This is a genomic window from Synechococcus sp. MIT S9503, from assembly GCF_047304175.1.
Classification (GTDB): domain Bacteria; phylum Cyanobacteriota; class Cyanobacteriia; order PCC-6307; family Cyanobiaceae; genus Synechococcus_C.
This window is the reverse complement of the sequence record NZ_CP138955.1, coordinates 285135-310222: the sequence shown is the minus strand read 5'-3', so window position 1 is coordinate 310222 and position 25088 is coordinate 285135. Positions and strand designations below refer to the sequence as shown.

The window sequence follows — 25088 nt, the reverse complement described above, 5'->3', positions numbered from 1 at the left end:
AGGACCTGTCTTCATTCATGCCTGAGACCAAGGAGAAACCCCTGCTGCTGCTTGTGGACGGCCACTCCTTGGCCTTCCGGAGCTTCTATGCCTTCAGCAAAGGCGGGGAAGGGGGGCTGGCAACAAAAGACGGTCGCCCGACCAGCGTGACCTATGGATTTCTCAAGGCACTGCTCGATAACTGCAAGGGACTGAAACCCGAAGGTGTGGCGATCGCCTTTGACACAGCGGAGCCCACCTTCCGGCATAAGGCCGATCCCAACTACAAGGCGCACCGGGATGTGGCTCCGGACGTTTTTTTTCAGGACCTGGACCAGCTCCAGCTGATCCTGCGCAATCAACTGCAGCTGCCGCTCTGTCTGGCTCCTGGCTACGAAGCGGATGACGTGCTCGGCACCCTCGCCAACAGAGCGGCAGCTTCCGGATGGCGCGTGAGGATCCTCAGCGGAGACCGCGATCTTTTCCAGCTGGTGGATGACCGGCGGGACATTGCCGTGATGTACATGGGTGGGGGTCCCTACGCCAAAAGCAGCGGCCCCACCCTGATTGATGAGGCCGGTGTTGAAGGCAAGCTCGGGGTCATGCCCGACAAGGTCGTGGATCTCAAGGCACTCACCGGAGACAGCTCGGACAACATCCCTGGAGTGAGAGGCGTCGGCCCGAAAACCGCCATCAACCTGCTCAAGGAGAATGCAGATCTCGATGGCGTTTACAGGGTTCTGGCTGAAGTCGAGGCGGAGGGGCCCAAGGCCAGCCGAGGTGCTGTCAAAGGAGCCCTGAAAGGAAAACTCAGCGCCGACAGAGACAACGCCTATCTCTCAAGACAACTGGCGGAGATCCTCGTGGATATCCCGCTGCCGGAGGAGCCTGTTCTGGAACTCGGGCCGGTGGACGGCAACGGCCTTGAGGCGCAGCTCAAGGATCTGGAACTCAACAGCCTGGTGCGACAGGTTCCTGGGTTCATCGCCACCTTCTCCAGTGGAGGCCTGTCAGCGAACAGTCACCTGCTGGAGACACAACCAGCGAAAGCCCAGGCCGCCTCGAAGCAGACACCGGATTCTTCCGCCAACGAAACAGCCCCATTCGACGCAACTGAGCCGGATTCAGCGGCATCCAAACCGGATCTGAGGCCACAGCTGATCAACAGCGACAAGGGGCTGCAGGAGCTTATGCAGCGGTTGCACACTTGTACCGATCCAGCTGCTCCAGTGGCGCTCGACACGGAAACCAGCGATCTCAACCCCTTCAGAGCTCAGCTGGTGGGAATTGGCGTCTGCTGGGGACCGGGCGTTGATGATCTCGCCTACATCCCTGTCGGTCATCGGTCTGCGGGGGAGCCAGCAACTGATTCGACCGGAACGTTGACACAGCTTCCACTGGAAACTGTGCTTGAGCAGATGGCTGCCTGGTTGGCCAGTCCGAAGCACCCCAAGGCCTTGCAGAACGCGAAATACGACCGCCTGATCCTGCTGCGCCATGGACTGCCTCTGGCTGGCGTGACGATGGACACCCTTCTGGCCGATTACCTGAGGGACGCCGCGGCCAAGCACGGGCTGGATGCAATGGCGGCAAGGATGTATGGAATAACCCCCACCCTGTTCACCGATCTGGTGGGCAAACCGAAAGACGGCAAAGCGAGCTGTTTCGCTGAAGTCGCTTTGGACCAGGCCGCGTTGTACTGCGGCATGGACGTTCACCTCACACGCCGCCTGGCCATTGATCTGCGCGAACAGCTGGAAGCAGCGGGAGAACAGCTTCCCAGCCTGCTGGACAACGTGGAGCTGCCGCTGGAACCGGTTCTGGCCCTGATGGAGGCCACCGGTATCCGCATTGACCTTCCTTATCTCGATGAATTGTCGACAGAGATGGGTGACACCCTGCAGCGCCTGGAGAAAGAGGCCAAAGAGGCAGCAGGGACCGACTTCAATCTCGCCTCTCCCAAGCAGCTCGGCGAGCTGCTGTTCAACACCCTGGGCCTCGACCGCAAGAAATCGCGCCGAACCAAGACCGGCTACAGCACCGATGCCACCGTGCTGGAGAAACTCGAAGGTGATCACCCCGTGGTGCCTCTGGTTCTCGAGCACAGGGTGCTGAGCAAACTCAAAAGCACCTACGTGGATGCACTACCCCAGCTGGTGGAGGCGGAAACAGGCAGGGTGCACACGGATTTCAATCAGGCGGTGACAGCCACCGGCCGGCTGAGCAGCAGCAATCCCAATCTCCAGAACATCCCTGTTCGCACGGACTACAGCCGCCGAATCCGCAAGGCCTTTCTTCCCCAGGAGAACTGGACGCTGCTCAGCGCTGATTATTCCCAGATCGAATTGCGCATCCTCACTCATCTGTCCGGCGAAGACGTGCTGCAGAAGGCCTACAGGGAAGGAGACGACGTTCACGCGCTGACCGCACGACTGCTGCTCGACAAGGATGAGGTAAGCAGCGATGAGCGGCGCCTGGGCAAGACGATCAACTTCGGTGTGATCTACGGCATGGGAGCCCAACGCTTCGCGCGGGAAACCGGCGTCAGCCAGGGGGAGGCCAAGGAGTTCCTGCTGCGATACCGGGAGCGATACCCCAAGGTCTTCGCGTTCCTGGAATTGCAGGAACGGCTGGCACTCAGTCGCGGTTACGTGGAAACGATCATGGGCAGGCGTCGTCCTTTCCATTTCGATCGCAACGGACTGGGCCGGTTGCTCGGCAAGGAACCGATGGACATCGATCTGGATGTCGCCCGTCGGGGCGGAATGGAGGCGCAGCAGTTGCGTGCCGCCGCAAATGCACCGATTCAGGGATCCAGCGCTGACATCATCAAACTGGCCATGATTCAGCTTCAGGCCGCGATCGAACAGCAGGGTCTACCGGCACGACTACTGCTGCAGGTTCATGATGAGCTAGTGCTCGAAGTGGACCCAGATGCTTTGAAGCCTGCAAGGGAACTGGTTGTCAGCACCATGGAAAAGGCTGTGACACTGAGCGTGCCCCTTGTGGCTGAAACCGGGCTTGGAGCCAACTGGATGGATGCGAAATGACAGCGGAAAGACAGTTGAATGATGATTCCACCGTGCTGGGTTGAATCTCTCTGGAGATCGATTCATCGGGCAAGCGATGCACTCAGTTCACGCGCCAGTAAAACGCCATGACCCGAAGAGCTTTTCAGGGCTTGTACCTTCAACCAACCGGGGCACCCTCCTGCTTTTCCTTCGTCACCTTTACGCCTCAAAGTAAGGAGCAGATGGTTGCCAGTGGTGATCTTGGCGAAAAGGAGGAATACATCAATCCGGTCATCTGCGACTTTCTTCTGTTTGTTTCGGAGTGGATTCTCAAAGTTCCACTGAGTAACGAGTTTCCATTTGGATATGACGACGTGAAAGTGATCTGTTCACGTCAAAGAGGAACTGGCATCCAGCACGAATACCTCATCAAGATCACTGATGGAAAAGGGAATGAACAACAAAGCTCAGTTCTTGAAAGACTGCGGAAAACTATTGGTCAGAAGTCATGGAACGGTTTCAAGAAAATCTAAGCGTTCTAAACAACTTCAAGCCTGACCGAAAACCTACGAGGCTTTCTCGCACGTCATCAAGGAGAGGATCAGCGAGCAGTTGATCGTTATCAAGCGGAACTTCCTCAAGGCGGTGAAGACAACAGCTCGGTAACAACACTGCAGCATCAAGGCTGCTCAGGGCCATGCGGGCATGAACGGGCCGTAACCTCCTGGGAGAGCCTGACAAGACCGTTGCCACTGCGCCTGACCAACAGCCTGAGCAATCGCACCGAAGACTTTGAACCACTGGAGGCAGGCAAGGCAACGATCTATTGCTGCGGAGTCACGGTCTACGACCTCTGCCACCTGGGACATGCGCGCAGCTACATCAACTGGGATGTCTTACGCCGTTATCTGATCTGGAGCGATTACGAGGTTACGTTTGTCCAGAACTACACAGATATTGACGACAAAATATTAAACAAAGCCAATTCCGAGGGGTCGACGATGGAAGAGGTCAGTGAAAAAAACATACAGGCGTTTGAAATTGACATGGCTCGCATTCACATTCTGCCAGCAGACAAAATGCCTCGGGCAACATGTTGCATTCCTGGCATTCAGATGTTGATTGGCGAACTTGAAACCAAGGGCGCAGCCTACAGCTCTGACGGTGATGTTTATTTCGATATTTCAAAGGCAAAGAACTACGGTCAACTGAGCGGGCGCGATCCTAATGAACAGCAACAAGGAGCAAGTGGCCGCATCAAGGAAGAGGAAGAAGAACGAAAACGGCATCCCTTCGATTTCGCTCTCTGGAAAAAAACCAAAGACGGCGAACCTGGCTGGGAGTCTCCCTGGGGACGTGGACGCCCCGGCTGGCACATTGAATGTTCAGCCATGGTTCGCGAAGAATTCGGCAAAACAATTGATATCCATCTCGGCGGCGGAGATCTTGTCTTTCCGCACCATGAAAATGAAATTGCTCAATCAGAAACAGCCAACGAAGCTCAGCTAGCCCGCGTTTGGATGCACAACGGCATGGTGAATGTGGGTGGCACAAAAATGTCAAAGTCGCTGGGCAATTTCACAACAATTCGAGCCTTGCTCGACAGTGGTGTATCAGCGATGACGCTGAGACTGTTTGTGCTCCAGGCGCACTACCGAAAACCACTGGATTTCACTGCAGAAGCACTGGAGGCCGCCAGCAGTGGCTGGAAAAAACTCAATGCAGCGCTGGCTCTTGGCGAACAGTTTTCCGCGCAGATCGGCTGGCCTGAGCCCGAGGCCCTGCCGGCTGGAGCCATGAAAGCTCAGAACATTCCTCTGAAGGGCGACCTGCGTCGCGCGCGCGATCGTTTCATCGAGGTCATGGATCAGGACCTGAACAGCTCTGGGGCCCTTGCTGTGCTGTTTGAACTGGCCAAACCTCTGAAATCGCTTGCCAACCGACTGGATCGGAGCGACTCAGCGGAAGAGAACGATGATCTCAACGCTCTGCATCAGCGCTGGCTGTTGCTGCGAGAACTCTCAGCGGTGCTGGGGCTGCGTCATGAACCCCTGCAGACAGGGGCGGATGTACCCGCGGCAACAGTGAACAGTGCTGACATCGAAGCGGCGATCTCAGCACGCAAGGCCGCCAAACAGGCCAAGAATTTTGCGGAAGCTGACCGAATTCGCGACGAACTCACGGCCCAGGGCATCGAACTGATCGACAAACCAGGTGGTGTCACCGAGTGGCGCCAGGCCTAGCGGTCCTTCGCCTCCATCATTGCTTCGATTTTGCGGATGCGTGTCAGGGTCGTTGTCCAGACCTCAAGCCTGAAGCGCTGCTCTGCCAGTGAGGGATCCGAAGGATCAGCGGAATCGATCCAGGTCTGGAGCTCCGCCAGCTTGGCGTCAGGATCCTGCTTGGCCTCAAAGGCATCCCAGAGCTCTCGTTCAAGCCGGGCTCTCTCGATGAAATTCCAGCGCTTGAGCCATAGCATCGTGTTGGCGTGCATCACCGGACCTGTCTACCGGATTCCCGGAGGATGAGCCCTAGGGTTTACCAGGGCAGGTCTGATGCGATGCAACCCGAGAGCCTGTCAAAAGCGATTCAGCTCTCAGTCGCCCCGGTTTTTCTGCTGGCAGGCATCGGGGCGCTGATGAATGTGATCTCCGGTCGTCTGGCGCGGATTGTTGACAACGCCCGCAGAACCAGGGCGGCGCTCGATGCCGGCTTGAAGGTCGATGAACGCGAGCAGTCCGCTTATCGCAGGCGCATGCAGCTGACAATCCGCGCGATTGAGCTGCTGACAGCAGCCACCCTGCTGATCTCAACCGTGGTCGCCGTCATGTTCTTCAGCGTGATCAGCCGCATCAATCTCACGCTTGTGGTGGTTCCAATGTTCATCACAGCCATGCTGCTGGTGATGCTCGCGTCACTTTGTTTCCTGAGGGAGGTGCGCATGGCGTCCGCCCACATCAATCGGATGTTCTGAGAACAGGCTGATCCTCAGCCCTGCCCGGTCCAGTTCCTGATCAGGTCAACCACGCTGATCAACAAACCGGCAGCGATCACCGCCGGTGAGACCCAGCGGAGGAAGAACAGGATCAGACCACTGGTCGATGGCTTGGTGACATCGCTGTCCCTCAGATCCCCGAGGAAGCGCTGGGGCACAACCCAGCCCATCAACACAGCAATCAGCAGCCCGCCTGCAATCAGCAGCACACCACCGAACAGGGCATCCATCGCTCCCAGCACCTTCAGATTGGTGGCAGCAGGAAGGCCGAGCACAAAAATCACAGCGGCGCTGATCCAGGTCGCTTTGCGACGGCTCCAGTTCAGGCGATCCATCAGCGACGCCACCGGCACCTCAAGCAGCGAAACTGATGAGGTGATTGCGGCGAGATAGGCCAGGGAGAAAAAGGCCACGGCCACAAGGCGCCCGGTCTCGCCGATCGAGGCCAGACCGGTCGGAAGAGCCAGGAAGATCGTGCCGATCGTGGACTCACTCACGGCATCCCCAAGCCCGAAACTGATCACAACCGGGAAGGTGAGCATGCCCGCCAGCAGCCCAACCGCGGTATCCAGACCCACCACCGAAACCGCTTCCTGCGGTACAGGTGCCTTGCGGTTCAGATAGGCGGAATAGGCCATGATCGAACCGATTCCGGTACCTATCGAGAAGAAGGCCTGAGTGAAGGCATTGCGGATGGTGGTGATGTTCATCAGTTCCATGCCGTCCCAGCGCAACAGGAACGTCCTGTAACCATCCATGGCGCCAGGCAGCGTGCTGGCCCAGATCGCCAGGGCCACCAAAAGCAGAAAAAGCAGCGGCAACGCCCAGCGTGACAGCCGTTCAATCCCGGCCTGCACGCCTGCAGACACCACAAGAGCCGTGAGCAGAAGGCTGACGGCCTGCCCTGCAAGCGCACTGTTGCCGCCGCTGATGCCGGCGAAAAACAGTCGCGCTTCCTCCATGCTCCCGGGGAGCCCCACAGTCAGGGCATGGATCAAGGTCTGAGCGGTCCAGCCCATCAACACGGCATAGAACGCCAGAATTCCACAGGCGGCAACCACGAACAGCCACCCCATCGGCTGCCAGTCGCGGCCAGCGGCCTGGGCCGGAGCGAGCAGTGGGCTCCGACCGGTGCTGCGTCCAAGCACCATCTCCGCCACCAGAACCGGAAGGCAGATCACTGCCACGATCAGCACATAGAGGAAAACAAAACTGCCTCCTCCACCCTGGGAGGCTCGGTAGGCGAAACCCCAGAGATTGCCCAGGCCCACGGCGCTTCCTGCTGCTGCCAGGACAAATCCAAACCCCGATCCCCAGTGCTCCTTCTGCGCTGCCGCCATGATCGTGAACACATGCGTTGGCCGAAGTTTGCCAGGGCCTGGAAATGAGGTGGGAGAATGGCTGTAATCGCCAGGATCCGCGTGAAAGCCATCAGCGTGCTGGGCTCCACCGGCTCAATTGGCACCCAGACTCTCGACATCGTTCAGGACTTCCCCGACCAGTTCCGGGTCGTGGCTCTGACTGCCGGGCGCAACCTGTCTCTGCTGGTGGAGCAGATCCGGCGACACAGCCCCGAGGTGGTGGCCCTCGCTGATGAATCTCTCCTGCCTGAACTGAAGGAGCGGCTTGCCTCGCTTTCAGCCGATCAGCAGCCGCATCGGCAACCGGAGCTGGTGGGAGGGCCAGGCGGACTCAACGTGGCGGCCTCCTGGGACACGGCAGATCTGGTGGTGACGGGCATCGTTGGCTGTGCCGGCCTGCTGCCCACCCTGGCGGCCATCCAGGCCGGCAAGGATCTTGCACTGGCCAACAAGGAGACCCTGATTGCGGCAGGACCTGTTGTGTTGCCAGAACTCAAGAAAAGCGGCAGCCGCTTGCTTCCGGCTGATTCGGAGCATTCCGCCATCTTCCAGTGTCTGCAGGGCACCCCCTGGGCTGACAATGCCCGTCTGTCGACGGGTGTTCCCACGCCAGGGCTGCGCAGGATCCAGCTCACGGCATCAGGTGGTGCCTTCAGGGACTGGGCCACCGCCGATCTGGAGAAGGCCTCAGTCGCGGATGCGACCTCCCACCCCAACTGGAGCATGGGACGCAAGATCACTGTGGATTCAGCTTCCTTGATGAACAAGGGACTGGAGGTGATCGAAGCGCACTACCTGTTCGGACTCGACTACGACCACATCGAGATCGTCATCCACCCGCAAAGCATCATTCACTCGATGATCGAGCTGGCTGACTCCTCGGTGCTTGCCCAGCTGGGGTGGCCAGACATGAAGCTGCCGATCCTCTACTGCATGAGTTGGCCCTCACGCCTGGAGACACCCTGGCGTCGGCTGAATCTCACCGAGGTCGGTCAACTGACTTTCAATGAACCCGATCCAGCCAAATATCCCTGCATGGAACTGGCCTACGCCGCTGGTCGGGCCGGCGGGACCATGCCGGCTGTGCTCAATGCAGCAAATGAGGAAGCGGTGGCGCAGTTCCTCGATGAACGCATTCATTTCCTCGACATCCCTGACCTGATCGAGACGGCCTGCGAACGCCACAAAGCTGATCGCATCGACCATCCTCAGCTCGAGGATGTGCTGGCAGTGGATCAGTGGGCCCGCAGGGCCGTGCGTGAGCAGGTTGACCGAGGCACACGACGACTACCACTCACCGCCTTGGCGGCGTGATCAGTCACCACCTGCTTCTCTGTGCCACGGCCACCAAGGCGAAATGCTGCGATCCGACGCTGGGAGCAGCGAGCTGGGAGGCCCTGAAGAGTGGGGTGCGGGAGCTGGCGCTGGAACGGCCGGACAGGCCGGAAGGTGTTGTTCTGCGCAGCAAGGCTGACTGCCTGAGAGCCTGCGATCAACAGGGGCCCGTGCTGCTGATCTGGCCCGACGGAATCTGGTATGGCGGTGTCACACCCGAACGGATCCGACGCATCCTCGAAGAACATGTGATCGGCGGACGCCCCTGCGAAGACTGGGTGATCCGTCGCAGCCCCTTCAACGATCGGCATCAGCGCTGAGTTGCTTGAGCCAGGCCGATGCCACACGATCGGACCAGCAACCGCTCTCCAGGCTGTCGCCGACAGCATGGAAGCCGTTATGTCCCCCGGTCTGAGTGAGCAGAAGCGAAACAGGTTCTTGCTGCTCAGTTGGCTGTGAGGTCACTGCCATGAGCAGTTGCTCTGCTGCGGCTGCCGGAACCCATGGGTCATCAAGCGCCTGGACCAACAGTGTGGGAGGCAGCGAGCAGCGATTGGTGAGCAGAGACGGCAGAGGAGACGCACATTCGTAATAGGCGTCCACTGATGAGAATCCCCAGCGGGGCGCGGTGACCGCAGCATCAAAGGCGCGGATCGAGCGGGGAGGATTCCTGATCAGCGATTCGTTCTCCCGAGGACTCACACCGAAGGGGTCCGCCAGCGTCTGTCTCACCAGACGTTGCAAGAGCCAGCGTTGATAGATGCGATTGCGTGGTCGTTCGATCGAGGCGCTGCAGGCGGCCAGATCCAGAGGGCTGCTGGCGCAGAACAATCCGTCGAGAACAGGCTGATCTGTGCGAAGTCCTGCGTCGGCTCTGGCGTCGCTGCCGGCCAGGCAACCGTTCAGAAGCATCGTGCCGCCGAGAGACACCCCGGCCCCGAAGAGGGGAAGAGCCGAGCCGGAGGGTGCCAGATCCCGGCAGAGCTGACGGGCACGGCGAACCACAGGAAGCAGATCGCTGTTGCAGGCGGCTGCATAGGTGCCGCCCGCCAGATGCCTGCCGGGGTCGGCGCCCCTGAGATTGAGCCTCAGCACCGCGAAACCCTGCCTTTGCAACGTCAGTCCAAGACGGCGAAGGCCTTCCCGGCGACTGGAACCACCGAGACCATGAAGGGCCAGAACAAGGGCGCGTGGAGGCACGGGATCACCCGCGGGCGTGGGCAGAGGTCGATCCAGAAAGGCCAGCAATTCCCCGGCTGCTGCTGCACCACTGGCCAGTGCGGGTACAGCGATGCGCACCGGCTCACCCTGATCTTCGGGCAGCGGCACAGGTCGGATCGTGTCGCGCAGAGTTTGCAGATCACCACCGATCCAGGGCCAGCGCTGTTGATAAGCGCGAACCCCCAGCTGCCTGAGCAACCGGGGGTTGTTCTGATGGCGGGAGTGAAAAACCATCAAAGGCCGATCAGAGCGATCCGATCACTTCTTGCCAACACCGAGCTCCTTGAGCTCACCGAGCAGATCACCGAGAACTTTCTTGGCATCACCGAACACCATGGACGTGTTGGCGAGTTCAAAGAGATCGTTCTTGATCCCTGAATAGCCTGCACTCATGCCGCGCTTGACGACAAAAACCGTGCGCGCCTGCTGAACATCCAGCACCGGCATGCCGTAGAGGGGTGAATCGGGATCGTTTTTGGCCTGGGGATTGACGACATCGTTGGCACCAAGCACCAGCACGACATCAGTGGCAGGGAAATCCGGATTGATGACGTCCATTTCCTTGAGCTGCTCATAGGGCACATCAGCTTCCGCGAGCAACACGTTCATATGTCCAGGCATGCGACCCGCCACAGGATGGATCGCGTAATCCACCTGGATGCCGGCAGCCTCAAGTGAACGGGTTACCTCCCTGAGGGTGTGCTGAGCCTGAGCCACTGCAAGCCCGTAACCAGGAACGATCACCACGCGCTCGGCGGCTTCGAGGGTGAGTGCACACTCCTCGACGCTGCAGCTGGTGATGTTCGTGTATTCGCCGCCGCCACCGCCGGACGAGGCGCCTGCGCCAAGAGCTCCGCCGAACAACACCGAGACCAGGGAGCGATTCATTCCATTGCACATCACCTGGGTGAGGATCAGACCGGCGGCGCCGACCATGGCCCCGGCCACGATCAGAAGCTGGCTGCCCACCACAAAACCGGCGGCGGCGGCGGCAACTCCGGAATAACTGTTCAGCAGGGAGATCACCACAGGCATGTCAGCGCCACCGATCGGCAGGGTCACGCCAATCCCGAGCAGACCGGAGGCGATCACCAGCAACCAAAGCGCTGCCTGACTGCTGCCATCGGAAGCGATCAGCTTGATGGCGGCAACGAGACAGACAACGGCCAGTGCAATGTTGACCAGATGGCGGAGCTTGCTCTGCATCCAGGGAGGCGTTGAGAGCCATCCCTGCAGCTTGGCCATCGCCACGATCGAACCTGTGAAGGTGATCGAACCGACGAAAACGGAGATCACAATCGAGACAACCGCCACGAGCGTGCCGTCATCAAGGGTTCCCGGGAACAGGGCCGCGGCCAGAGCAACCAGCAGGGACGACATACCCCCGCAGCCGTTGAACAGAGCCACGGTTTCGGGCATTGAAGTCATCGGAACCCGCTGGGCCGTGATCGCTCCCAGCACGCCTCCGACAATCGAACCGACAATGATCCAGGACAAGGCCTGCCCATCGAAGCTTGGATAGCCCAGATAACTGAACAGAAGACCGATGACGGCAAGCGCCATCGCCACAGCCGCAAGCTGGTTGGCACTGCGTGCGGAACGCACCTTGGAAAGGCCCTTGATGCCGAGAGCCAGCAGCAGGACGGCGACAAGGTCGATTGCGTAGTTCAGGAACTCCATCAGCTGTTCTCCTTGCGGGCGGGCTTGCGGCTGAACATGGCGAGCATGCGATCAGTGACGAGAAAGCCGCCGATCACGTTGAAGAGGGCAAAGCCGAGAGACACAGACCCGAGTGCCAGCAGAGGAATGCTGCCGTCGGCTTTGATGATCGCGGTGAGAGCCGCCAGCACCGTGATGCCGGAGACGGCATTGGCGCCGCTCATCAAAGGTGTGTGAAGCGTCGGAGGGACCTTGCCGATCAGCTCGAGGCCGAGCAGGCTCCCGAGCAGCAGAACCCAGAGAGCATTGACGAGAGGGGGGGTCTGGGAGGCAGTGGCCGCACCCATGAGAAAGAGGGAATCCATCAGTTGGCTCCTGGGTTGAGAACGTCTGCGCGGCGGATGATGCCGTCCTGACTGATCAGGCAACCGGCAATCAGCTCGTCCTCGCTGTCGAGAGTGAGCTGACCATCCTTCAGCGTGGGTTGAAGCAGTGCCAGAAGATTGCGGGCATACATCGCACTGGCATGGTTGGGAACCGTGCAGGGCAGATCATTGGCACCGATCAGCTTCACGCCGTTGCGGTCAACGGTCTGGGAAGGAACGGTGTCTGCACAGTTACCACCCTGGGCAACGGCCAGATCCACAACCACCGAGCCAGGGCGCATGCGATCGAGCATGTCCTCACTGATGAGCCGCGGAGCACGACGGCCCGGGACCTGAGCGGTGCAGATGGCCACATCCGCCTCCGCCAGCTGATCAGAGAGCTGCTGGCGTTGCGCAGCCAGGAAAGCATCAGAGGCCTGTTTGGCATATCCACCGGATTCCGCTGGCTTGTCCTCCATCTCCGGAGGGTCGATGAACCGTGCTCCAAGCGATTCCACCTGCTCCTTCACTGCCGGACGGATATCACTCACATACACAACTGCTCCCAGCCGGCGCGCTGTGGCAACCGCCTGCAGACCCGCAACTCCAGCGCCCAGAACCACCACCCGGGCAGGCTGAACAGTGCCGGCTGCCGTCATCAGCATCGGGAAATAACGGTCCAGTGCTGCCGAGGCCAGAAGCACGGATTTGTAGCCGGCGATGTTGGCCTGTGATGAGAGCGCGTCAGCTGACTGAGCGCGGCTGATGCGCGGAAGCAGCTCAAGTGCCATTGCCGAGAGCCCCGCCTGCTCTAGAGCGGAAGCCAGCTCGGCATTGGCATAGGGAGCCAGCAGACCCACCACCAGAGCCCCACGACGGAGCCGGCTCAGAGCACTGGCCGATGGTGACTGCACACACAGCACCACATCGGCCTGACTCCAGGCCGTGCTGTCGTCACAGGGGACCAGTTCAGCCCCGGCTTCGGCATAAGCCTCATCCAGATAGCCGGAAGACCGGCCAGCACTCTTCTCGAGGATGACCCTGCACCCTTGCGCAGTGAATTTCTTGACGGTTTCAGGCGTTACCGCCACGCGGGTTTCGCCCGCTGCGGTCTCCACCGGGATCAACAGTATGGGCAAGATCGTGATGCCGCCTACCCAGGCGAGGTTACGAGGTCACGGGGTGCGGCCTGCATCTTTTCTGAAGAAGGGCTTGCACCCTGCAGCCTGTGGCTAGGGAAAGGGTCCTGTCTGCAATCGCATGGGACTCACCGCAATCGAATGTCCTGATGGCGTATGCCACAGCCACCACGGCGGTCATGCCGTGGAGCGCAGCACGATGGAACACCTGCTGGCCGAGCATGGGCGTGAATGGTGCGAACGCCTGGCGGAACGCATCTATGAGATGTCGGTGGATACGTTCTCCCAAACTGTGATGCCGAGCCTTCATGCGGCGGGCTGGCAGCGTCGGCACCTCGACTGGGAATTCAAGCTGAGGGAACTGGATTCCGAACCGGATCGCACCCTGGTGGACGGAATCATCAACGCCACTGAAAGCTTTCTGCGCAGCAGCGAGGTCCATCGACTGTTCATCCAGGAGCTTGTTCAGGGGACCTTCGATGAAGCCTCCGACGATCATCTGCGGGCGGCCGCCGTGCGTCACCTGATCGACAGGGAGATCATGACGATGCTCCAGGAGAACAGAACGGAATTGATGGAGCGCCTGCAATCAAGAATTCTCGAGCCGGCCGGTGGTCAGCTTGATCGCGCTCAGAAGGCAGCTGAGGAAGGCCTGATTGAGGTGGAGCGGCTGCTCTGCAATCACACCGAATCGCTCTGAACGCAACGTTTGCAGGGCAACGCCCAGAGGTGGAGGGGCTTCAGAAAACCGGTTGAAGCTCTTGCTCCACCGCCACCGCCTGCGGACGATCTCCGTGATCGCGCAGCAGACGGGCACGAAGAATCAAAGGGTCTAGATCACAGTCAAGGGGCCAGCAACGCTCAAGACAGCGTCTTGACTCAGGACCGGACGAGAAACGGACGAGGCTTCTGGCCATGACGGCAGGGGCCCGAACCCCATGGGGTGATGGTCGGAAGTTAAAGGTGGCGCAGGCGATTGGAATGGTTAGAAAGACCTATCTTTCTCAGCCGTCATCACCACACCGTCCTTCGCTCTGGGAACCCCCGCTGAATGCCAGGCCATTCGGCCGAGGCAATGGCAACAGCAACTGATTCAGCTGCTGCGCCGAAGGCTGGAGCCATGCACCAATTCAGGGAGAGATGTGCTGATCCACGCCGGTCCAGGTGCTGGCAAGACGCTTGGAGCCCTGCTGGCCTTTCAGATGATGCAATCTGAGCGCAGGCTTCAGCGCGCGCTCATTTTCTGCCACCGCACGTCCATTCTTAGTCAGTGGCAGGGCGCTGCAGCCCAACTCGGGCTGCGTTTGGATCTCTGGAACGGGCCTGGAAGCGCCTCGGACGACGCGGATGGATGGCTTCTCAGTTACCAGGGAGCCGGTCGCCAGCAGGAGACGCTTCAGATCGAACTCGGCAACTGGAATCAGGAGATGCTCCTGGCCATCGCGGACGAAGCCCATCATCTCGGGGTTGACCCCGATGAGCCTGACGGCCCCGTCTGGGGTCGGACCTTTCTGGATCTGAGCGGGCATGCGCGCCTGCGTCTTGGCCTGACTGGAACACCCTTCCGAGCCGACAACCTTGCCTTCTGCGCCGCCAGGCGCGTGCGGGTGGAGGAAGCAGGTCTGCTGGTGGAACAGATCCATCCGGATCTCTGCGTGGAACCCCGAGACCTGATCGAAGCCGGCGATGTCCGTCCGCTGGAATTCCGTTTCCAGGACGGCTGGGTGGAACACAGCCAAGTGGGCACGCAGGATCGAGAGGTTTCACCACTGTCAGCGGAGCAGAGAGAAAGCTGGAGAGCACGCAATCTGCGCCGTGCCGTGCGCCTCTCCGACAGCAGCAGCATTGCTCAGCTGCTGTTGCTGAGAGCACGCAAGAAACTGCAAAACGTGCGAGAACGCCACCCACGCGCAGCGGGCCTGGTGATCGCTCGCGACATCGAGCATGCCCGCAGCATCACGCTGCTGCTGCAAGAGGAAGGCGATCGTGTGGATCTGGTGCATTCCCAGGACCCGGCAGCACCTGAACGCCTCAACCGCTTCCAAAGCGGTGATGCCGACTGGCTGGTGAGCATCGACATGTGCGCGGAAGGCTTCGACGCCTCGAGGTTGAGGGTGGTCGCCTACCTGACGACGGTGGTGACACGTAGCCGATTCGTGCAGGGAATCACGAGAGCCGTGCGCATGTGCGGAGAAAGGGCTTCGCTGGAGGCTGTACCGCGCGAACCCTCCTATGTGTTTGCCCCCGCTGATCCTCTGCTGATGCAGTACGCACGCAGCTGGTCCCTCTCTGAGCCCTATCGAATTGCAGCCCCTGCGAACGCTGAGGAGGATGACCTCCATCCGCGGGGTGAGTGGCGGGGCCCATCGCTGCCGATGGAAGCGGTGGAGGACAGCGCCGGAGCTGTGATTCGGATGCGCACCCCGCAATTACCGACATTTCTGCAGCGTTGAAAACATCTTTTCGCAAGAAAAAATGCGACATTCTGCAAATTCCAGCCTGATTTGGACCCAACAACCATCAGCCTGGTCGCCATCTGGGAAACAGACATGGACGCTGCACTTGAACGTCGAGTCAACGTTGCCACCTGCTGGGCAACAACCCGGATTGCTGTCCTTGACAGCACTGAACGCTACGAAGACAGCTATGCGCTGACGCAGGAATTCAGGGAATGGATCACCTGTCTTGGAGAGCACCCTGAACTTCTTGAAGACTCAGTCTTGAGCGTTCAGCGAACACAAGGCAAGCGACATCGCCTGGAGCTTGATGAAGCAGCAGACGGAGCCGTTGAAATCTGAAGAAAGACTTAAAATTGCATCGAATCGTTGAGATATTTCGGTCTAATTTGTACAACAAACTTGAACATATTTCACTCTACTCTTCATTTCAGCGGTTCTGTTGGCGCCCTCTGGTGAGGCGGCGCGGAGATTAGAGTCAACTCATAGTCAGTCCGGATAAGCATGGCGGTCGAGAATCTGGTGATCGTCGGCTCAGGTCCCGCCGGATACACCGCAGCGATCTACGCCGCCCGCGCCAATCTCAGCCCGGTGCTGGTCACGGGATTTGAGAGGGGAGGCATCCCTGGTGGGCAACTGATGACCACCACCCATGTGGAGAATTTTCCAGGGTTCCCCGACGGAGTTCTCGGGCCCGACCTGATGGACCTGATGAAGGCCCAGGCCACACGCTGGGGCGCAAGGCTGCTTGAAGCGGATGCTGATCGCATCGATCTCAGCCAGAGGCCCTATCGAATTGAAGTTGAAGGCGAGGTCATCGCAACTCAGGCGCTGATCATCGCCACAGGTGCCAGCGCCAACCGACTCGGACTGCCCCATGAAGAGCGTTTCTGGAGCAAGGGAATCAGTGCCTGTGCCATCTGTGATGGAGCGACGCCTCAGTTCCGCAATGAGGAACTGGCTGTGGTCGGCGGAGGGGATTCAGCCTGTGAGGAGGCGGTTTACCTCACCAAATACGGCAGCCATGTGCATCTGCTTGTTCGCTCCGATCGACTGCGCGCCAGTGCGGCAATGAGCGATCGCGTGCAGGCCAATCCACAGATCAGCGTTCACTGGAACACCGAGGTGAGTGATGTTCAGGGTGATGACTGGCTGAACAACCTGCGGCTGCGGAGGCGTGACAGCGGAGTCGATGAACAGCTGGCTGTGCGGGGCATGTTCTATGCGATCGGACACACTCCCAACACCGAACTGGTGCGCAACCAGCTCGACTGTGATCAGACCGGCTACCTGATCACCAAGCCCGGCCGGCCCGAGACCTCCATGGACGGTGTCTTTGCCGCGGGCGATGTCGCCGATGGAGAATGGCGTCAGGGAGTGACAGCCGCTGGAAGCGGCTGTCAGGCAGCTCTCGCTGCAGAGCGCTGGCTCAGTCATCACAACCTGGCCACCCTGGTCAGCCGCGAGCAGGCCGAACCGGCAAAAGCGGAAACACCACAGACAACAGTGGAAACCACCGAAGCCACCTACGACTCAGACGCTCTCTGGCAGAAGGGCAGCTACGCCCTGCGCAAGCTCTATCACGACAGCAGCCGTCCACTGCTTGTGGTTTACACCTCACCGAGTTGCGGCCCATGCCACGTGCTCAAACCGCAGTTGAAACGAGTGCTGGATGAACTGAACGGAGAAGCCCAGGGAATTGAAATCGACATCGAAGCCGACCAAGAAATTGCCGAGCAGGCCGGCGTTAACGGCACACCCACTGTTCAGCTGTTTTTCGACAAACAACTGAAGCAACAGTGGCGAGGAGTGAAGCAACGAAGTGAGTTCCTGTCTTCGATTCGCTCCGTGCTGACCAAGGCCTGAGCCTCAGCGACGACGTGGTCCACCCGGTCGGTTTCCACCGGGACGGCCTCCGGGAGCTCCGGCGTTGCGCTCTCTGTAGGTGATCCGGCCACGGGTCAGGTCGTAGGGGCTGATCTCAACCAGCACCTTGTCTCCTGCCAGAAGTTTGATTCTGAACTTGGTGAGCTTGCCTGCCGCACGGCAGAGACATTGATGACCTGCGGGCTGTTCCAGGGTCACCAGGTAGAACCCGTTGCCCTGTTCCTTCTCGATCACACCCGAGGTTTCAATCATGCGCCGGAGTTGACCTGCAAAACACCTCCGGATTTTAGAAGGCCGACCGCTGGCAGAGCAGCCCCGGGGCGGTGGGCGTCTCTCTAAGGTCTGCGGATTGCGAAACATTCCGATGATTCTCCCCCCCCTCTCGATGGATCTGGGGCTGCTGATGATTTCCATTGGTGCTGTGAACCTGTGGCGTGCCCGCCAGAAGTCCACTTAACCTTGCGAAAACACCAGATCGCCGTGTCCGAGTCCGCTTTCGCTGCATTCGCAGACCTCGCAAAGTCCGATTCCCAGGTTCGCGAACAGGTGCGTCAGGCCGCAACTCCGATGCATGTGGTGAATCTTGCCAAGGAGAACGGTCACGTGTTCACCCAGGCCACCATGATGAAAATGCAGGCCGAAAAGATGAAGCAGCTGCACGATGATCACATCAACGAGGCATCCAGCTGGGGAGAAGCACTGCTGATCTGCTTTGGCGAGCACTCCTGACAATCTTGCTTCACAAGCCCTACGGGGTTCTGAGCCAGTTCACACCTGAAGACGGCAGCCGCTGGGGATGTCTGGCCGACTGGGTGAACGTTCCTGATGTCTATGCAGCAGGTCGGCTTGATGCCGACAGCGAGGGCTTGCTGCTGCTGACTGCCGATGGTCGCCTGCAACAGCGCCTCACGGACCCTCGATTCGGCCACTGGCGCACTTACTGGGTGCAGGTTGAGGGCATCCCTGACCGACCGCAGCTGAATGCCCTCAGGAATGGGGTGATGATCAAGAAGCGACGCACACGACCTGCAAAGGCGGAGCTTCTGTCCGCAGAACATCTGCAGACGCTGACTGAGCGCAATCCACCGATCCGTACCCGTCTCAGCATCCCGACAACTTGGCTGCAACTCAGCCTGCGTGAAGGACGCAACCGCCAGGTCCGTCGCATGACTGCGGCTGTGGGCCATCCAACACTGAGGTTGATCCGTCACAGCCTCGATCTGATGGATGGTGGTCCACCCCTCAGCCTTCACGGTCTGGTTTCAGGCCAGTGGCGTGAGCTGGTGGAGACTGAAAATCAACGCTTGATGGCGCTGCTCAGACGGCCTTCAGAACGCCGGTGAGGGTGACCGCCCGGAATTCAATGTCTTCAACCACCCGCCAGGGCTGATCGGAACGGTCGGCATAGACCACATCTTCAAGACCGAGCGCTCGGAAATCTGCCAGGAAAGCATCCTCCTCCCATGCACCGCTGATGCAGCCACTCCACAGCTCGGGATCCTTCTGAAGGTGCATGGGGACAGGACGATCGCAGACGATGTCGCTGATGGCGACACGACCTGACGGGCGCAGAACTCTGCGGATGTTGGCGAGCAAGGCTGCACGCGCTGAAGGATTGACCAGGTTGAGCACACAGTTGCTCAGCACCACATCAACACTGGCCGATGGGATCAACGGTTCACCTGTTGCGCTGGGCGCATCCAGGGCTTCGATCGCGCCCTCAAGAAAGCGCACATTGCTGAAACCGACTCGCTCAGCCACGACAGGCGCAGCGGCACGCGCAAGCTCAAGCATGTCGGCGTTGCGATCGACACCGATCACAGCTCCAGAGGCGCCTACGACCTGGGCACAGATGAAGGCGTTCTTGCCGCTGCCGCTGCCCAGATCCAGCACAGTGTCACCCTGACGCACCCAGCGGGTCGGATCACCGCAGCCGTAATCACGCTCGACAACCTCTTCGGGAATCACCTTCAGCAGAGATGCATCGAATGCAACTGGCGTGCAAAGACAGGCTTCCTGCTCCTGAGCCGCTGCGCCGTAGCGATCCTCAACAGCCTGGGTCTGGTCCAGGGCAGGTCCACAACATCCTTCACTCATCAGCCGAGGGCCTCCTGCAATTCGCGCACAGTCGACCACTGACCGTAGTAGTAATTGGCGCTGGCTCTCCGGTCGCTGTCCTCGAGGCCATCGAAGGCGTCGAATCCCACATTGCGCCAGAGATCGTGGCCGCAGGCCCGATCGAGCTCGGCTTCAGCTTCTCGCGCGAGATTGTCGAGCCGTCGCTGCAGATTTTTCACTTGAGCGACTGACATTTTCGAACACCCATAAAAAACAATCTTATTGAAAACTAGTACGCATCAACTAGTTTGTCGATGGTCTTGCCGGCTCAGAACGGCAGCTTCTTCTTCGTTTCTCTGTCGAGATCAGCCTCCATCGCCCGCAGGCGCTTCAGAATCGTGTCGTAATACTCCTGGATGTAATCCTCGAGATGAGTGATCTCGCCGGGATCGATACCAAAGCTCTTGTAGCTCTCTTCCATCGGCGCATCCATCGAACCGCCGCTGCCGACGACTTCCGCGAAGGCCAGACGCTCAGCCACGTTGACTGCAGGCTCAAAGAAAGAACACAATCCTTCGGTGAAACGCATGATCGCCGAGGGAACGCGGAACACCCTCGCGGACTTTTCAGCGACCCGCTCGCAGAGCTGAACCACTTCTCCGCTGTTCCAGGCCTTGGGGCCGACGACAGGGAATGACTTACGCACAGTTTCCGGATGATCGAGCGCCGCCACGGCGAAACGCGCGATGTCCTGGGTGTTCATGTAAGCAATCGAGGTGGGACTTCCGTTGACCCAGACGGTCTGGCTCTCCAGAACAGGAATGGCGAACTGACTGATCACCCCCTGCATGAACGCAGCACCCTGAAGGATGGTGTAGTCAAACTCCGATTGCTTCAGAAGTTTTTCAGTGCAGTATTTGATGTCCATCAACGGCACCTCCCGATGCTGTTCGGCATCGAGAAGCGAAAGGAACACGAAACGCTTGACTTCAGCACGCTCGCAGGCTCTCAGCAGGTTGAGCTTTCCGTCCCAATCCGTCTGATAAACACTGCGTGGATCTTCGGGACGGCTGGTGGCCGCATCGATCACCGCATCAACCCCTTCGAGGGCGTAATCCAGGCTGGCGGGCTTGAGCAGATCACCCCTGGTGAGCTCACAACCCCACTCAGTCAGGAAAGGAGCATTTCTCGGGGTCCGCACCATGCAGCGCACCTCATGGCCTTGATCAAGAGCCCTGCGGGCAATTTGCCTGCCCAGGGTTCCTGTTCCACCGACCACCAGAACCTGCATGGGGCTTTCAAAGTCCAGCGAGGAGCTTAGTTGGCGCCCACTCTCATTGGGGACATCAGTCTTTCTGAAGCTTCAGCAGGAGAGCTCCACCAGCCAGACCCACTGGAATCAGCACCCAGAACACAGCTGCAATTCCGAAAATCTCCGAAGCCATCGAACATGGATCTCAGTTAGTGCCTATTTAAGGATCTCCAACCACGAGGTCCAAGCATTGTTGTAATAACTCCGCCATCGGAGCATCGCTACGCAACTGGCCATTCATCACTGCGCTGGGGCAGGCAAGGTGACCGGCATTCACGAGCGACTGAACCAGCGCCTCCACCGCAGGAGGGCCGACAAGTCTTAGGCGACTTGCTAGCTCAGCGGTGGACCAGCAGCAGACCGGCAATCCTCGGTCTCCCTGCAGGCGCTGAAGCAGACGGCAGCCTGCAGAGGAGAGACTCACGGGTTGAGACGCGGCAATTGTGAGCAATTGACCCAGCACTTCAGGATCCTGCAGAGGTCCGATCCAGAGCGGTCCCGTCACCGCCCATCTCCCCTGTCCGTCCGCGCAGAGGCAGGTCCTCCAGCCGGAGAGTTTGAGAAGGGGTTGCACCGTCTGATCACCGCAGCGCTCGCAGCGTGCCAGCAAGCCCAGCTGATCTTCCTCCTCGTTTGAGAGTCGCTGCCGCAACGACACCGCCAGCCGGAAGGTGCGTCCGTCGCTGAAACAGGCGATGGGCTGAAGACCTCTGCCGAGTTGCCAGGCTTCCCGCGCCAGTACTGCGAGCTGCAGGCGCAGAGCAATCTCCCAGCTGGCTGGATGCGCACGTGCTGCCGCCGCGAAATGACGCATCGCAGCGAGTCGATCATGGCCTGTCGGAGAACGGCCATCCGTGCTTGCGAGCACCAGCAGACCGTCAAAACGCAGCACCGCGAGAGCCGACTGCAGAAGATGATTCGGACAGCCGAAGGCATCGAGATCGATCAGATCAAACAAGGTCTGATCGAGATAGGCCTGTCGCAGCAGATGCTCGGCGGGCCGACAACTGAACTTCAAAGACAGTCCGGACACCTGATGAAGAGGCTGCAGGTTCAACTTCAGCAGGGCACTGCGGTCTGAGTCGGCATCGTTGGACCACAGCTCCAGATCTGGGCTTGCCCCAGGCAGAGCCTCCAATCCCCAGCGGAGACCACGAATACCGCAGCCCGCCATCAGGTCAAGCCAGCGCAACGGCCGTTGTGTCTGGGACGCCTGTCGGGCCGCCAGCAGCACCGAAAGATCCCTTGATGGTCGGGAATCCTGCCGAAAGAACCCTGGTCCCGTCTGCAGGCGGACAGCTCCTTCGCGATAGTGAGGATCCGGTGTTTCCAGGTGCGTGCCCGCAACCGATCCCCAGCCTGCCTCCACCGGTGCCGACTGGGGAAAAGCGAGCGAATGGCACTGGATGAATCTCAGCTGCCACTGGCGTGTTCTGGGTGCAGCCAACGATCCAGCCATCGTGTTGATCCACGGATTCGGCGCCAGCAGCAGCCACTGGCGCCACAACGCCGGAGCACTGGTGAAAGCAGGCTTCCAGGTGTTCAGCCTCGACCTGATCGGCTTTGGTCGCTCAGGGCAGCCTGGCCTGAGTCGACGTTTCTCTCTCGACAACCGACTCTGGGCAGAGCAGCTGGCTGCGTTTCTTGAAGAAATCGTGCAACGGCCTGCTGTGATCGTGGGCAATTCACTGGGCGGGCTGACCGCCGTGACAACTGCCGCACTGAGACCCGAGCTGGTGAGAGCGGCTGTCGCAGCACCTTTGCCTGACCCCACCCTGCTGACCCCTCTGCCGCAACGACAGCCCACCTGGCTGATCCGACTGAAAAGGATCGCCGTGACTTTGATCTGCCGTCTGCTGCCTCTGGAACTGATCGTGCCGCTGATCGTTCGAACACGACTGCTGCAAGCAGGGCTGCAGGGGGCTTATCAGCGATCAATCCAATCCGACCTTGAACTGCAGAAACTGATTGCCGAACCCGCACTGCGAAGCACCGCTCCGCGAAGCCTGCGGGCCATGAGCGCGGGCATGGCTCTGCGCCCAAGGAGCGCCACCGCACCGTTCCTGCTTCAGCGCCTGCAGAACATGAACAATCGGCCCCCACTGCTTCTGATCTGGGGACGCCAGGACCGTTTCGTTCCTCTGATGATCGGCGAATCCGTCCGACACCAGCACCCATGGGTTGATTTACAGGTGATCGACAACGTCGGACATTGCCCGCACGACGAAACGCCCGAGCTCTTTCATCGTGAGCTGCTGCACTGGCTGGACCGTAATTTGGGAGGCGCAAGCGCACCAGGGATCGGACACCAGGCATGAAGCACACACTGTCGGTTCTGGTGGAGGACGAATCCGGCGCCCTCAGCCGTATTGCCGGCCTGTTCGCTCGCCGCGGCTTCAACATCGACAGCCTGGCTGTTGGACCCGCTGAGGCTGCTGGTCGTTCCCGACTGACCATGGTCGTTGAGGGTGATGAGAACACCCTTCAGCAGATGACCAAACAGCTCGACAAGCTTGTCAATGTGCTGCAGGTGCTCGACCTCTCCCAGCGTCCTGCCGTTGAACGGGAACTGATGCTGATGAAGGTCTCGGCTCCGGCGTCTCAGCGCAGCGCGATCCTCGAGCTGGTTCAGGTGTTCAGAGCCAAGGTGGTGGATGTGGCTGACGACGCCCTGACACTTGAGGTGGTGGGCGATCCCGGAAAACTTGTTGCTCTCGAACGCCTGATGGCCCCTTACGGCATCGAGGAGATCGCCCGCACAGGAAAGGTCGCTCTGCAACGAGCCTCCGGAGTGAACACTGAGATGCTCAAGGCATCGAGCAGCGGCGGGCGGGTGCCCGCCTGATCATTTCGATCCTCAGAGCCCCGGCGTCAGCACCTTGGCTGTCTTGATGGTGTCGTCCTGACGGATGGCATCCACCACATCAAGGCCCTCCAGGACCTTGCCGAAGACGGCATAGCGACCATCCAGTTCTGGCAGGGGTTTCAGAGCGATGTAGAACTGGGCGCTTGCCGAATCAGGAGCTTGAGAACGTGCCATTGCAAGGGCACCGCGCTCGTGACTCAGCTTCAACTGCAGCAGCTCTGTGGGATTGCTGACCACACGACCGTACCGAGGCTGATCCTCACCCTTGAATGCCAGCTCGAGAGGAACAAAACGAGCCTGGCCGGTGGAAGGATCAACGAAGCTGCCTGTTCCGTACTGCGACTTCGGAGTGGCGGGATCGCTGGAGGCGGGATCTCCTCCTTGAACCACAAACGGAACCGGGTCTCGCACCACGCGGTGAAAAACAGTGCCGTTGTAGGTGCCTCTCTTGACCAGATCGAGAAAATTGCCTGCGGTGACGGGAGCGGCATCACCATCGAGTTCCAGAGTGATCGAACCCTTGCTGGTTGTGAGCTCAACGGTGGCCTTTCCCTGAAGACAGGGGCTGCCGGCCTGCTCGCAACCCACCGGCACGGAAGCGGTGGTGCTGGAAGCACAGCTCACAAGCAAAGGCAGACACAGGGCGAGAGCCAGGACTGTCCTGAGCGATCGGCGGATCATTGACATGTTCAGAGTCCCTCGAGGTTCACATTGAGAAAACGAGCAAGCTCTGCTCCGTCCTGCTCCAGCTGAGCAAGAGGGAGAGGCTCACCCACCCTGGTCAGCGGCATGTCACGCCTCCCCTGAACACGAAGAGACACCCGGCGACGGGTGTTGAATCCATCGCGCACCTCAACCTTCACAGCCTTGATGTCTTTGATCGGGATCTCAACACTGATCGGTTTGCGGAAACCGCGGCGTGAAATTGTGACCACCCCGGCGGATTTATCGAAACGATTCATCCCAGCACCGACATCAATGGCAATCACGGTCCAGAGATAGGTGGCCAGCAACGCGGCGGCGATGCTGTAGAGGCCCATCACCAGCCCCTGTGGAATGAAGACAAGTCCGGCGGGGTGCCCGAGGGGCAGCAGATCACGGCCCAGATAACTGGAGAGCGAAGCGAACAGAAAACCCACACCGCCGATGGTGACCATGCCGGCAACCAGGACATTGGACAGCCGCCGGGAACCGACGACAGGTTGTTCAAGCAGATCAGCGGCCATCACAGCCCGGAAGCAGCGCCCATTGTGACCGCTGGAGCGGCACAGCCGGCGTGGCTAGGCAGCACTGCCACAAAGCCGGCAAGAGAAGCGGAAGAAACCCCGAAGAAATGTTCCGATACAAGGGATTTCAGGTGTGCGGATTCACCCCCGCAACCTCCGCTGAAATTGTTAAGGTCGCGGGGTATCCCACAGCCTGCGGCTAACCGCACCCGTTCACT

Annotated in this window: 29 protein-coding genes; 14 read left to right on the top strand and 15 right to left on the bottom strand. The window is 59.7% G+C overall.

What is annotated here, in order from left to right:
- Positions 1–17: 17 nt before the first annotated feature.
- The 3 genes from polA (at position 18) to cysS (ending at position 5233) form a co-directional block, all read left to right on the top strand.
- Positions 18–3029 (top strand): DNA polymerase I, encoded by a 3012-nt coding sequence (gene polA, locus SIB56_RS01690; RefSeq protein WP_413324885.1) that lies wholly within the window; start codon positions 18–20, stop codon positions 3027–3029.
- A 107-nt stretch (positions 3030–3136) separates the two neighbouring features.
- A complete protein-coding gene (locus SIB56_RS01685; protein ID WP_413324884.1) occupies positions 3137–3523 on the top strand; it encodes a hypothetical protein in 387 nt (128 codons plus the stop codon).
- Positions 3524–3736: 213 nt separating this feature from the next.
- A complete protein-coding gene (gene cysS / locus SIB56_RS01680) occupies positions 3737–5233 on the top strand; it encodes a cysteine--tRNA ligase (RefSeq protein WP_413324883.1) in 1497 nt (498 codons plus the stop codon).
- On the opposite strand, the gene SIB56_RS01675 is transcribed toward cysS, so the two are convergent.
- Positions 5230–5469: a hypothetical protein gene (locus SIB56_RS01675; RefSeq protein WP_413327029.1), complete on the bottom strand. Its 240-nt coding sequence runs from the start codon at positions 5467–5469 to the stop codon at positions 5230–5232. The two genes, cysS and SIB56_RS01675, sit on opposite strands and share 4 nt — an antisense overlap.
- Before the next feature lie 81 nt (positions 5470–5550).
- On the opposite strand from SIB56_RS01675, the gene SIB56_RS01670 reads away from it, so the two are divergent.
- Positions 5551–5964, top strand: a complete 414-nt coding sequence (locus SIB56_RS01670; RefSeq protein WP_413324882.1) for a DUF2721 domain-containing protein — start codon at positions 5551–5553, stop codon at positions 5962–5964.
- A 14-nt stretch (positions 5965–5978) separates the two neighbouring features.
- Here the strand turns inward: SIB56_RS01670 and SIB56_RS01665 are convergent, their stop codons facing one another.
- Positions 5979–7325: a sodium-dependent transporter gene (locus tag SIB56_RS01665; protein WP_413324881.1), complete on the bottom strand. Its 1347-nt coding sequence runs from the start codon at positions 7323–7325 to the stop codon at positions 5979–5981.
- A gap of 81 nt (positions 7326–7406) precedes the next feature.
- On the opposite strand from SIB56_RS01665, the gene SIB56_RS01660 reads away from it, so the two are divergent.
- Complete coding sequence (locus tag SIB56_RS01660) at positions 7407–8660, top strand: 1-deoxy-D-xylulose-5-phosphate reductoisomerase (RefSeq protein ID WP_413327027.1); 1254 nt, start codon at positions 7407–7409, stop codon at positions 8658–8660.
- A complete protein-coding gene (locus SIB56_RS01655) occupies positions 8657–9001 on the top strand; it encodes a (2Fe-2S) ferredoxin domain-containing protein (protein WP_413324880.1) in 345 nt (114 codons plus the stop codon). Before SIB56_RS01660 ends, SIB56_RS01655 begins: the two co-directional genes overlap by 4 nt.
- On the opposite strand, the gene SIB56_RS01650 is transcribed toward SIB56_RS01655, so the two are convergent.
- From SIB56_RS01650 to SIB56_RS01635, 4 genes are read right to left on the bottom strand one after another with little or no spacing between them, the layout of a single operon-like run.
- Positions 8979–10136: a YheT family hydrolase gene (locus SIB56_RS01650; protein ID WP_413324879.1), complete on the bottom strand. Its 1158-nt coding sequence runs from the start codon at positions 10134–10136 to the stop codon at positions 8979–8981. The genes SIB56_RS01655 and SIB56_RS01650 overlap by 23 nt on opposite strands.
- Before the next feature lie 24 nt (positions 10137–10160).
- Positions 10161–11582: an NAD(P)(+) transhydrogenase (Re/Si-specific) subunit beta gene (locus tag SIB56_RS01645; RefSeq protein WP_413324878.1), complete on the bottom strand. Its 1422-nt coding sequence runs from the start codon at positions 11580–11582 to the stop codon at positions 10161–10163.
- Positions 11582–11926 carry an NAD(P) transhydrogenase subunit alpha gene (locus SIB56_RS01640; RefSeq protein WP_413324877.1) on the bottom strand — a complete coding sequence of 115 codons (345 nt, stop codon included), beginning with the start codon at positions 11924–11926 and terminating at the stop codon, positions 11582–11584. Before SIB56_RS01640 ends, SIB56_RS01645 begins: the two co-directional genes overlap by 1 nt.
- Positions 11926–13065 carry a Re/Si-specific NAD(P)(+) transhydrogenase subunit alpha gene (locus tag SIB56_RS01635; protein ID WP_413324876.1) on the bottom strand — a complete coding sequence of 380 codons (1140 nt, stop codon included), beginning with the start codon at positions 13063–13065 and terminating at the stop codon, positions 11926–11928. The genes SIB56_RS01640 and SIB56_RS01635 overlap by 1 nt, the downstream gene beginning before the upstream one ends.
- A 121-nt stretch (positions 13066–13186) precedes the next feature.
- Here SIB56_RS01635 and SIB56_RS01630 point away from each other — a divergent pair, with 121 nt between their 5' ends.
- Complete coding sequence (locus tag SIB56_RS01630; RefSeq protein ID WP_413324875.1) at positions 13187–13765, top strand: EF-1 guanine nucleotide exchange domain-containing protein; 579 nt, start codon at positions 13187–13189, stop codon at positions 13763–13765.
- Positions 13766–13805: 40 nt separating this feature from the next.
- On the opposite strand, the gene SIB56_RS01625 is transcribed toward SIB56_RS01630, so the two are convergent.
- Positions 13806–13982: a hypothetical protein gene (locus SIB56_RS01625; RefSeq protein WP_413324874.1), complete on the bottom strand. Its 177-nt coding sequence runs from the start codon at positions 13980–13982 to the stop codon at positions 13806–13808.
- Between the two features lie 180 nt (positions 13983–14162).
- Between SIB56_RS01625 and SIB56_RS01620 the strand changes: the two genes are divergently transcribed.
- From SIB56_RS01620 to trxB, 3 genes are all read left to right on the top strand, one after another.
- Positions 14163–15518, top strand: coding sequence for a DEAD/DEAH box helicase (locus SIB56_RS01620; RefSeq protein ID WP_413327024.1), 1356 nt, complete (start codon positions 14163–14165; stop codon positions 15516–15518).
- Positions 15519–15614: 96 nt separating this feature from the next.
- Positions 15615–15863: a hypothetical protein gene (locus SIB56_RS01615; RefSeq protein ID WP_413327022.1), complete on the top strand. Its 249-nt coding sequence runs from the start codon at positions 15615–15617 to the stop codon at positions 15861–15863.
- A 162-nt stretch (positions 15864–16025) separates the two neighbouring features.
- Positions 16026–17387, top strand: coding sequence for a thioredoxin-disulfide reductase (gene trxB / locus SIB56_RS01610; RefSeq protein WP_413324872.1), 1362 nt, complete (start codon positions 16026–16028; stop codon positions 17385–17387).
- Positions 17388–17390: 3 nt separating this feature from the next.
- Here trxB and infA read toward each other — a convergent pair whose 3' ends face one another.
- Complete coding sequence (gene infA, locus SIB56_RS01605) at positions 17391–17660, bottom strand: translation initiation factor IF-1 (protein ID WP_006041809.1); 270 nt, start codon at positions 17658–17660, stop codon at positions 17391–17393.
- 228 nt (positions 17661–17888) lie between these two features.
- Here infA and SIB56_RS01600 point away from each other — a divergent pair, with 228 nt between their 5' ends.
- Both SIB56_RS01600 and SIB56_RS01595 read left to right on the top strand, forming a co-directional pair.
- Entirely contained in the window at positions 17889–18137 is a 249-nt protein-coding gene (locus tag SIB56_RS01600) for a Nif11-like leader peptide family natural product precursor (protein ID WP_413324871.1), read from the top strand.
- Between the two features lie 2 nt (positions 18138–18139).
- A complete protein-coding gene (locus SIB56_RS01595; RefSeq protein ID WP_413327020.1) occupies positions 18140–18751 on the top strand; it encodes a pseudouridine synthase in 612 nt (203 codons plus the stop codon).
- Here SIB56_RS01595 and SIB56_RS01590 read toward each other — a convergent pair.
- The 5 genes from SIB56_RS01590 to SIB56_RS01570 all read right to left on the bottom strand — a co-directional run bounded on the left by SIB56_RS01590 (position 18726) and on the right by SIB56_RS01570 (position 22147).
- Entirely contained in the window at positions 18726–19505 is a 780-nt protein-coding gene (locus SIB56_RS01590) for a methyltransferase domain-containing protein (protein WP_413324870.1), read from the bottom strand. The genes SIB56_RS01595 and SIB56_RS01590 overlap by 26 nt on opposite strands.
- The gene (locus SIB56_RS01585) at positions 19505–19720 is read right to left on the bottom strand and encodes a hypothetical protein (RefSeq protein WP_413324868.1); all 216 of its coding nucleotides are present in this window, start codon (positions 19718–19720) and stop codon (positions 19505–19507) included. Before SIB56_RS01585 ends, SIB56_RS01590 begins: the two co-directional genes overlap by 1 nt.
- A gap of 74 nt (positions 19721–19794) precedes the next feature.
- Positions 19795–20757 (bottom strand): NAD(P)H-binding protein, encoded by a 963-nt coding sequence (locus tag SIB56_RS01580; protein ID WP_413324867.1) that lies wholly within the window; start codon positions 20755–20757, stop codon positions 19795–19797.
- A gap of 55 nt (positions 20758–20812) precedes the next feature.
- The gene (gene petM, locus SIB56_RS01575; RefSeq protein WP_011933540.1) at positions 20813–20911 is read right to left on the bottom strand and encodes a cytochrome b6-f complex subunit PetM; all 99 of its coding nucleotides are present in this window, start codon (positions 20909–20911) and stop codon (positions 20813–20815) included.
- Between the two features lie 27 nt (positions 20912–20938).
- Positions 20939–22147, bottom strand: a complete 1209-nt coding sequence (locus SIB56_RS01570) for a N2,N2-dimethylguanosine tRNA methyltransferase (protein WP_413324866.1) — start codon at positions 22145–22147, stop codon at positions 20939–20941.
- On the opposite strand from SIB56_RS01570, the gene SIB56_RS01565 reads away from it, so the two are divergent.
- Both SIB56_RS01565 and ilvN read left to right on the top strand, forming a co-directional pair.
- Positions 22116–23096: an alpha/beta fold hydrolase gene (locus SIB56_RS01565; RefSeq protein ID WP_413324865.1), complete on the top strand. Its 981-nt coding sequence runs from the start codon at positions 22116–22118 to the stop codon at positions 23094–23096. The two genes, SIB56_RS01570 and SIB56_RS01565, sit on opposite strands and share 32 nt — an antisense overlap.
- Positions 23093–23623: an acetolactate synthase small subunit gene (gene ilvN, locus SIB56_RS01560; RefSeq protein ID WP_413324864.1), complete on the top strand. Its 531-nt coding sequence runs from the start codon at positions 23093–23095 to the stop codon at positions 23621–23623. Before SIB56_RS01565 ends, ilvN begins: the two co-directional genes overlap by 4 nt.
- Positions 23624–23635: 12 nt before the next feature.
- Here the strand turns inward: ilvN and SIB56_RS01555 are convergent, their stop codons facing one another.
- Together SIB56_RS01555 and SIB56_RS01550 are read right to left on the bottom strand one after the other, a co-directional pair.
- Complete coding sequence (locus SIB56_RS01555) at positions 23636–24325, bottom strand: peptidylprolyl isomerase (protein ID WP_413327017.1); 690 nt, start codon at positions 24323–24325, stop codon at positions 23636–23638.
- Between the two features lie 8 nt (positions 24326–24333).
- A complete protein-coding gene (locus SIB56_RS01550) occupies positions 24334–24870 on the bottom strand; it encodes a photosystem I assembly protein Ycf4 (protein WP_413324863.1) in 537 nt (178 codons plus the stop codon).
- Positions 24871–25088 lie beyond the last annotated feature (218 nt).